This is a genomic window from Streptomyces sp. NPDC045899 (genome assembly GCF_056431485.1).
On sequence record NZ_JBWKKP010000024.1, the window covers coordinates 120594 to 128984 of the forward strand.

The following is an 8391-nucleotide window of genomic DNA, read 5'->3' on the forward strand; positions in this document are numbered from 1 at the left end:
CCACAACTGCATGAGGCTGCCGGACGGACTCCGGCAGCGCTTGCTCTCACTCGGTTCACGTCCGGCGGCCCAGGAACGTTACCGATCAATTTCACCGTTCCCGGCGACAGCTCGCCTCGTCCCCGGGAAGCGACGAACGCCGGCTCACGTCACGGGCGTGAATTCGGGCAGGGTGAGAGCCGAATGAGCCGGCCGTCCCTCCTTGGGGGGCCTCGCGCTGAGATTGCGCAGCATGGCGTTGCGCTGCTCCAGGGCCCGAGCGGTGGTCGGGAAGAGCGCGGCATCGCCCTCGCCGACCTGCTCCTGGTTCAGGGTCACGAACGCACGGGTGTTCCGCTCGTAGGCGGCGAAACCCGCGGCGTGGTCCCGGTCGGCCAGTGAACCGGCGAGCATGTAGGCGCCGACGAGCGCGAGACTGGAGCCCTGTCCGGTGAGGAACGAGGGTGCGTACGCGGCGTCGCCCACCAGCGCGACCCTGCCGCTGGACCAGCGGGGCAGACGGATCTGGCTGACCATGTCGAAGAACAGGTCGTCCGCCTCGCGCATTGCGGCAACCATCCCCGGAACCTCCCATCCCCCGTCAGCGAAGACCGCGGCGACCAGGTCCCGCTGGGCTTCCGGGTTCCGGAACGCGTCGAAGGGTGCCTCCGGGCGGGCGAAGTTCAGGAAGGCGTGTACTTCGTCCTTGTTCCCCACGGCGTAGAGCGCCGCGGCCCTGCCCGGGGTGTTCCACATCATGAGCTCGTGGGAGAGCCCGAAGGTGTTGCGCATGGTGAACCCGGCGAAGCAGTAGCCGAGGTACCGGTGGAACTGCTCTTCGGGGCCGAACAGGAACTCGCGGGTACGTGAGTGCAGACCATCCGCACCGAACACCATGTCGAACGTACGCCTGCCGCCCCCGCGGAAGGTGACGTCGACCCCGTGGCCGGACTGGGCGAGGGTGTCGATGGAGTCGTCGAACACGAATTCCACGTCGTCCCGGACCGCCGCGTGGAGAGCGTCGGTCAGATCCCCGCGCCGCACCTCCAGGTCCTCTCCCGCGACGCCGCCGGTGACCGCGTGCGGGCTGACCGAGGCCACCACGCCGCCGTCCTCCTCGAGGAAGGTCAGCCGGCGCACGTCGACGTGTGCGTCCCGCAGTCGCGGCAGAATCCCCATCTTCCGGACCACTTCGAGTGCGGTACCGCGCACGTCGATGGGGTAACCACCGTCGCGAAGTGTGCTCGCCTTCTCGACCACCGTGACCGCGAATCCGTAGCGGTTCAGCCAGAACGCGAGGGCGGGCCCCGCGATGCTGGCCCCGGATATCAGGGCCGTGCGCCTCGGCGCGGTACGGAAATCACGGACATCCCTCAGCTGATCGGTGCGGGTCATTCCTTGACTCCTTTGCTCATGGTGCGGGTGACGAGCAGGGACAGGGCCGTGACGGCGCCGGCGATGACGAAGCCGGTGACGAAGGCCGATTCGGCCGGGACATCCGACCCGGAGGGGGTACCGGCGGTGAGGATCGCCGCACCGATCTGCGCACCCACGGCGTAGCCGAGCACGCGAGTCACCAGGACGAGGCTGGTGGCGATGCCGGTGTCACGGTGCTCGACCGATGTGGCGGTGCTGGTCACCATCGCCGTGACGCACAGGCCGTTGGCGAGCGCGATCATCGCCTTGCCGAGGATGAGGTGCCAGACCTCGGTGTGCACGGCAGCCAGGGCGATCAGGGCGGTGACCATGATGACGACCCCGGTGGTGACCATGGCACGTGAACCGAAACGCCGTGTCCCGATCCCACTGATCGGCCCGGCCAGCGACGCGGCCACGGCGCCGGGCAGCAGGAAGAAGCCGATCTCTGTGGCGCTGGCCCCGAATCCGTACGCGTCGGCGGGCACGTCGAACAGCTGCGGGACCAGATAGACCGCCACCGAGGTGCCGAGACAGATCACGAACGTCAGCACGCATGACTTCCACACCGCGGGCAGTGCCAGCATGCGCAGATCGACCATCGGCGAGGCCGCACGACGCTCAACGGCTATCCATCCGGTCACCAAGGCTGCCAGCACCACGATGAGGACACCGAGCACCAGTGGCTGTGAGCCGATGTCGGGCGCCACCGCGAGCACGAGCATGAGCGTGACCAGCGTTCCGCTCAGGAGAACCAGGCCGGGCCAGTCGATCCCGGCGTCATCCGACCGGCCCGGCGGGTCATACGGCATCAGCCTGTTCACCAGCAGGGTGGACCCGATGACCGCGAACGTCGGCAGCGCGAACATCCAGTGCCGTGACAGCCCTTCGGCGACCGGTCCGGCCGACAGCGTTCCCGCCATCCCGCCCCCCACGAATAACCCGCTGACCACCCCGATGGCCACTTTCGACTCGCCCGGGGGGAGGTGTTTGCGCACCAGGATGAACGACAGGGGCAGCGCGCCCACCATCGCGCCCTGCAGTACCTGACCGAGCAGCAGCACCGGCAGGTTCGGCGCCATGGCGGACACCAGGCCACCGGTACACACCACCGCCATGAGCCGGATCAGGACCTGTTTTCCGCCGTAGCGGTCGCCGAACTTGCCTGCGACCGGTGTGATGAGCGCGCCGGTGATGAGGAGCACGATGCTGAGTAACGCCCCTTCGGACGGGCTCATGTCCAGCTCGCGTTGCAGGAGCGGGAGCGTCGGCGTCACCACCGACTCCAAGGCACCGGTGGCGACTGCCAGCATGCCGAGGGCACCGACAGCGGCCCTCCCGATACGAACCGGTGGAGCGAGAGTTGCGGTCATGGACATCCTTTCCGTTACTGCGGGGCGAGCAGGGCGAGATGAGGGCCGGCCGTACGCGTAGCGCTGCCGTCTTGCCGGGCCCGGCGGGGACACACGGGCGCGGTGTGCGTGGTGCGTGGTGCTTCTTCCGCGGACAGGTCCGGAGGCGTCCCGCGAAGTGAACTCGGGGGAAGCGGTAACGGAGATGACGCGTGCACAGCTCCGCCGAGGTGGAGCGGGTGTACGAGTGCGGCACGCCCTGAGCCATTATTACACTACACCGTGCAGTGTAGTACGGTTACGATGTGCCCATGCCGACCACGAAGACGCCGACCACGAAGACACTGCGCGAGGGGTCCACGCTGAAGCGGGCCGCCATCCTCTCGGCAGCCCGGGAACTGTTCCTCGCCGACGGCTTCGACCGCACCAGCGTCGACGCGGTCGCCGCCCGGGCCGAGGTGTCCAAGCGGACGGTCTACGACTACTTCGGCGACAAGCAGACACTGCTGCGAGCGGTCGTCGACGCCATCGGCCAGTCACTGATCACCACGATCCGGCGCACCCTCGACGACACCCTCCCCGACCCCACCGAGGCAGCCGACCTCGAGGACGCCCTGACCACGTTCTCGATGCGCATCGCGACCGACATGCTCGGCTCGGCGGAGTACACGACGCTGCGACGACTCGTCCGGGCTGAATCAGGCAACCTGCCGCACCCGGGATACAACTCCATGGCCGACGCCCCCGACGAGGCAATCGCCGAGCGGTTGGCCGCCTTCGCCGCGGCCGGGCTGCTCGACGTCCCCGATCCCCGGCTCGCCGCCGACCAGTTCATCGCGCTCACCTTCGGCGTCGCCCTGGACAGACTCGGTTCCGCGAACGCCGCGGAGGACTCCCGCGTCCGGCCACTCATCGTCGAGGGAGTACGGACCTTTCTCCGGGCGTACCGCACCACGTAGGGCTGACGCGCCTCGATCCGCAACGCGGTTGTTGCGAACGCTTCCCTCCACCGAGAGTCCCGCGGCGCCTGCGCCGCCGCGGAGTTCGGAGTTCCGGCAGTGCTTTTCGATGTCACCCGCGGCGCGCTCGTCGACGTCTTCGGCGAGGGCCGGATCGTGACGTTGCTCGCCGCCGCCTTCCCGTCCTCCGCCGCGGATACCGGGGGTGCCCACCTCCTGCGGACCGTCGGTGTCCCCACCGGGGCGCTCTGGCTGCGTGAATCCGACAAGGACACCGGCCGGCCGGCCCTCGTCCGGGACGTCGTCGACGTCGAGGACTTCGAGGACGCCTCACAGGACGCGGGCGAATGGCCCGTCATCGGCTGGCTGCTCAACGCTCACCTCGCCCTCGACCCCGGTTCCGGCAAGGTGCATGCCTTCGACGCCGACGAGGGGACCGTGCGGGAGCTCCACACGGATGTCTCCTCCCTCATCCAGGTCACCCTCCGGTTCCAGTGCCTGCTCGAGGAGTTCACCTTCAGCGGCGACGACGGCGACGAGGAGGCCGACTTCGAGCGCCTGGAGCGCGAGGTCGAGCGCATCCGCCACGAGACGAGCAGCATTGACCCGCTCCCCTTCCAGGACGACGAGACCGTCTGGTCGGTGGTGGGCGATGAGATCGCCGCGGGCCGGCGCTTCAAGGGCAACAGCCCGGGAGCCCGCTCGCTCTACGGGTGATCGCGGGCCGATGTCGCCCACGACCGTGGTTCTTCCTGCTCGGATGCCCTCCGGCCGGTTGTGGCCAGAGGGCATCGGATCGGTCGGGCGGGGTGGCGGTGTGTCAGGTGGTGATGGTGGCGAGGGGTTCGAGGCCGTAGCTGCGGGCGTAGCCGTTCTCGGTACCGACGAGGAGGTCGATGATCTCGAAGTAACGGTCCCAGAAGGGGGTTTCGCGCAGCGCGTCGATCAGGAGCTGGTAGGCGTGGTGGTCCTCGGCCTCCCATACCCAGACGTCGGTGACGCGCGCGGAGTAGAACTCCGTGTCGTAGAAGCGTGACCGGACGCCGGTGGTCTTGGCCTCGATCGCGGGCAGGACCTGGGTGGTGAAGACGTCGACGCGTTGCTGGACGGTCAGGGCGAGCCACTCAGGTGTCGTCTTGACGAGTATGAACGCCGTGACCGGCGGTTCGGTCATATCAGCGGGCATCAGAGTGCCTCCGAGATGGCGGTGGGCTTCGGGAAGTGGGCTTCAGGAGAGGACGGCCGGCTTGAGGGTCCGGGCACACCACTGCTCGAAGCTGGTGGGAGAAGCGGTGTCCGGGGTACGGGCGACGCCGGCGTCCAGGCCCTGGTCCTTGGCTCGCTTCATGTCGACCATGGCCTGGACGAATGCCTCGTGGAGGCCGTAGCCGACGAGGGTGGTGTGCAGCTCGTCGAGCGACTGGCGTTCGTAGCGGACGGGACGGCCGAGTTGCTCGGTCATGATGCGGGCCAGGTCGTTGGGGGACACGTCCCGCGGCCCGAGGACCGGGACGCTGCCGTTTCCGGTCCATGAGCGGTCCAGCAGCAGGCCGGCGGCCACGGCCGCGATGTCGGCGGTGGCGACGAACGGGGCCTTGCGGTCGGCGTCGGCCGAGTCGGTGAAGACGCCCTTCTCGCGGATCGAGTCGGACTCCTCCAGGAGGTTCTCGAAGAAGGACGGGTTGGCCAGCGCCCGGTAGGCGACGCCGCTGTCGGCGATGAGGTCGTCCAAGGCGAGGGAGGCGGTGACGAGGCCGGCCCGGTCGGCCGGCGGGGTACCGCGGCCGAGTGCGGAGACGCCGACGACATGGCCGACGCCATGGGCGGCGAACGCCCTGACGGCGGGTGTGCTGAAGCCGCTGTATGCATCCTGCGGAGTCAGGGTGGCGTCCGGAGGAACGAGCCAGAAGACGGCGTCCGCTCCCTCGAAGGCCCGGTCGACGACCTGGGCGTCTCCATGCGAGCCGACGATCACCTCGACGCGTCCACGCGCCGCGTCCGGAAGCCGGGAGGGGTCGCGCACGATCACGCGTAGTTCCTCGTCCGCGGCGGGGGCGGACTCCAGGAGTCGGGAGAGCAGATGACGGCCGATGTTCCCGGTGGGGGCGGTAATGACGATCATGAAAACCTCGCAGGTCGCGCTGTTCGGTACACCCCCATCCTGTGAAGGACAACGGTGTTGCCACAATGGGAACTTCAGCATGGAATCATTGACTGAAGTGGAATGATGCTGGTGAACAGCCCGGATTCGGCCCTCGACGCCAATCTCGCCATCGCGTTGGACGCCCTGCTGGCCGAGCACAGCGTCACCCGGGCCGCCGCCCGCCTGCACACCTCGCCCGCCGCCATGAGTCGCACACTCGCCCGCCTGCGCCGCACCTTGCAGGATCCGCTGCTGGTCCGGGCCGGGCAGGCCATGGTCCCCACCCCGCGTGCGGAGGCCCTGCGCGAGGAAGTCGCAGCCGTGGTGCAGCGTCTCGGAGACCTGCTCAGCCCCGACACCGGCGTCGACCCCACAACCCTGCGCAGTACCTTCACCCTCCAGACCGCCGACCTGGTCGGCTCGGCACTGGCCCCCGGACTGCTGGGCCTGGCCGAGCAGGAGGCACCGGGGGTCTCGTTCCGGCTCCGGGCCGAGGAGTTGGAGGCCGGCCCCGCCCTGCGCGACGGCCGGATCGACCTGGAGGTCGGGTCCATCGACCATGTGGACCCCGAGACCAGGGTCGAAGAACTGGTCAGCCTCCGCATGATGGCGGCTGTCCGTTCCGGCCATCCGCTGGCCGAAGGCCCCCTGACCCCGGCCCGGCTCGCCGCCGCCCAACATGTCGCGGTCAGCCGCCGCGGCCGGTTCACCGGCCCCCTCGATACCGCCCTGGCCGAGCAGGACCTTCATCGGCGGGTCAGTGTCGTCCTCCCCAGTCACCTGGCCGCCATGTCCCTCGCCGCCCGCAGCGATATGGTCTGCCTCGTACCTGCCGCGCTTCCCGGCGCCGCTCCCTCGCCCCTCACCGACGACGCCATCGCCCTCGGGCTGCGCCTCCTGGACATCCCCCTGACGCTGCCGCCCATTACCGTCGGCATGGCCTGGCACCCCCGCCACGCAGCCGACAGAGCCCATCACTGGCTCCGCAACGCCATCCGCCGAACCCTTCGCACGCCCGGGGCCCCCGCCACATGACCTGACCGGGGCACCGGGACAGCCGCGGCCGGGAGTGTGACGCGGCGGAGTGTCTACCCGGTGGCGACGCCGGGATCAGCTGCGGCAATCCCTTCGGCCAGCTTCTTGAGCGTCAGAAGCTGCTTGCGCATCATGATGAGATCTCCCCAGGCGAGGAGCCGTCGGAGCAGCCTTCGGCCTGCAGTTCCTCCCGTCTCGACCACCACCTTGACGACCAGACGGGACCCCCCGCCGTGCGGGCGCACGGTGTAGCTCACGGCCATATGGCCGTACCGCCTCGCGTGGGCTTCGGGAAGGACACCGGTGATGTGTGCGTCAGTCGTGAAGCTCGCGATCTCGAAGACGAGGAACTGCTGCCCGACGGCCAGGTCCGGCAGCCTGGAGAGAAGTACGCGTGGGCTCTTCCGTCCCCGGAAGTCGATCCAGTCGTAGCTGTACGGAGCGATGGTCAACTGGCGGAGCCAGCTGAAGACGATGTGGGGTGGTGCCGCGACGTCGACTGCCCGTGTCCAGCCCTCGGAACGGGCGCTCACCAGCCGGTCACACGGATACGGCGCACTCTGCTCGGCCCTTGTCGCACCCCAGACTCGCCCGCTCACATCCATGCCATGACCCTATAAGGGCCCCTGATCACCCGCCAGGTCGAGCGAGACCGCCTCATACACGGCGATGGCGCGCCCCCCGTGCGGAAGTGGCGCGCCATCGTTGATGCGGGTGTTCACGGCTCCCGCCGCGATGGTTGCCCCAGGGCTGGGGATCGACATCGCGACGGGGCCGTTCGAACGACGTGTGTCCCTCAGTGCCGTCAGTGGGCTCCGTGTCCGGTGAGGGAGCGGACCTCCAGTTCCGCGTACTTCTCGGGGTCCGGCTGTTCCTTGGAGACCATGGTGCCCAGCCAGCCGAGCAGGAAGCCCAGCGGGATGGAGATCAGGCCCGGGTTCTCCAGCGGGAACCAGTGGAAGTCGACATCCGGGAACATCGAGGTCTCCTTGCCGGAGACCACCGGCGAGAACAGCACCAGGAAGACCGAGGAGAACAACCCGCCATAGATCGACCACAGGGCGCCCTGAGTGGTGAACCGCTTCCAGAACAGGCTGTACAGGATCGTCGGGAGATTGGCGGAGGCCGCGACCGCGAAGGCGAGGGCCACCAGTCCGGCCACATTGAGATCCCGGGCGAACACTCCCAGCGCGACCGCCACGATTCCGATCCCGACCGTCGCCCAGCGGGCAGCGGAGATCTCCTCCTTCTGCGACGCCTGACCCTTGCGGATGACATTGGCATACAGATCGTGCGCGAAGGAGGACGAGGAGGCCAGCGTGAGCCCGGCGACCACGGCCAGGATGGTCGCGAACGCCACCGCCGAGATCACCGCCAGCAGGATCGCCCCACCGGTGGAATCCGCACCACCACCGATCTCCTCCGCCAGCAGCGGGGCCGCGGTGTTGCCCGCCTTGTTCGACGCGATGATGTCATCACGGTTCAGCAGGGCCGCGGCACCGAAACC

Annotated in this window: 9 protein-coding genes; 3 read left to right on the forward strand and 6 right to left on the reverse strand. The window is 68.8% G+C overall.

Going from position 1 to position 8391, the window contains the following annotated elements; genetic code table 11:
• Window positions 1-144: 144 nt before the first annotated feature.
• Together AC07FT_RS29000 and AC07FT_RS29005 are read right to left on the reverse strand one after the other, a co-directional pair.
• A complete protein-coding gene (locus AC07FT_RS29000; protein WP_479178894.1) occupies window positions 145-1374 on the reverse strand; it encodes an FAD-dependent monooxygenase in 1230 nt (409 codons plus the stop codon).
• Window positions 1371-2768, reverse strand: coding sequence for an MFS transporter (locus AC07FT_RS29005; RefSeq protein WP_479178912.1), 1398 nt, complete (start codon window positions 2766-2768; stop codon window positions 1371-1373). The genes AC07FT_RS29000 and AC07FT_RS29005 overlap by 4 nt, the downstream gene beginning before the upstream one ends.
• 290 nt (window positions 2769-3058) lie before the next feature.
• Here AC07FT_RS29005 and AC07FT_RS29010 point away from each other — a divergent pair, with 290 nt between their 5' ends.
• Both AC07FT_RS29010 and AC07FT_RS29015 read left to right on the forward strand, forming a co-directional pair.
• Window positions 3059-3706, forward strand: coding sequence for a TetR/AcrR family transcriptional regulator (locus AC07FT_RS29010; protein WP_479178895.1), 648 nt, complete (start codon window positions 3059-3061; stop codon window positions 3704-3706).
• 99 nt (window positions 3707-3805) lie between these two features.
• On the forward strand, window positions 3806-4423 hold the full coding sequence (locus AC07FT_RS29015) for an SUKH-4 family immunity protein (protein ID WP_479178896.1): 618 nt from the start codon (window positions 3806-3808) through the stop codon (window positions 4421-4423).
• 103 nt (window positions 4424-4526) lie between these two features.
• On the opposite strand, the gene AC07FT_RS29020 is transcribed toward AC07FT_RS29015, so the two are convergent.
• Together AC07FT_RS29020 and AC07FT_RS29025 are read right to left on the reverse strand one after the other, a co-directional pair.
• On the reverse strand, window positions 4527-4892 hold the full coding sequence (locus AC07FT_RS29020) for a darcynin family protein (RefSeq protein WP_479178898.1): 366 nt from the start codon (window positions 4890-4892) through the stop codon (window positions 4527-4529).
• Between the two features lie 42 nt (window positions 4893-4934).
• Window positions 4935-5828 carry an NAD(P)H-binding protein gene (locus tag AC07FT_RS29025; protein ID WP_479178899.1) on the reverse strand — a complete coding sequence of 298 codons (894 nt, stop codon included), beginning with the start codon at window positions 5826-5828 and terminating at the stop codon, window positions 4935-4937.
• Window positions 5829-5930: 102 nt separating this feature from the next.
• Between AC07FT_RS29025 and AC07FT_RS29030 the strand changes: the two genes are divergently transcribed.
• A complete protein-coding gene (locus tag AC07FT_RS29030; RefSeq protein ID WP_479178900.1) occupies window positions 5931-6884 on the forward strand; it encodes a LysR family transcriptional regulator in 954 nt (317 codons plus the stop codon).
• A 53-nt stretch (window positions 6885-6937) separates the two neighbouring features.
• Here the strand turns inward: AC07FT_RS29030 and AC07FT_RS29035 are convergent, their stop codons facing one another.
• Entirely contained in the window at window positions 6938-7489 is a 552-nt protein-coding gene (locus tag AC07FT_RS29035) for a hypothetical protein (RefSeq protein WP_479178902.1), read from the reverse strand.
• 200 nt (window positions 7490-7689) lie between these two features.
• A partial coding sequence (locus tag AC07FT_RS29040) for a solute symporter family protein (protein ID WP_479178903.1) occupies window positions 7690-8391 on the reverse strand: 702 nt, incomplete at its 5' end.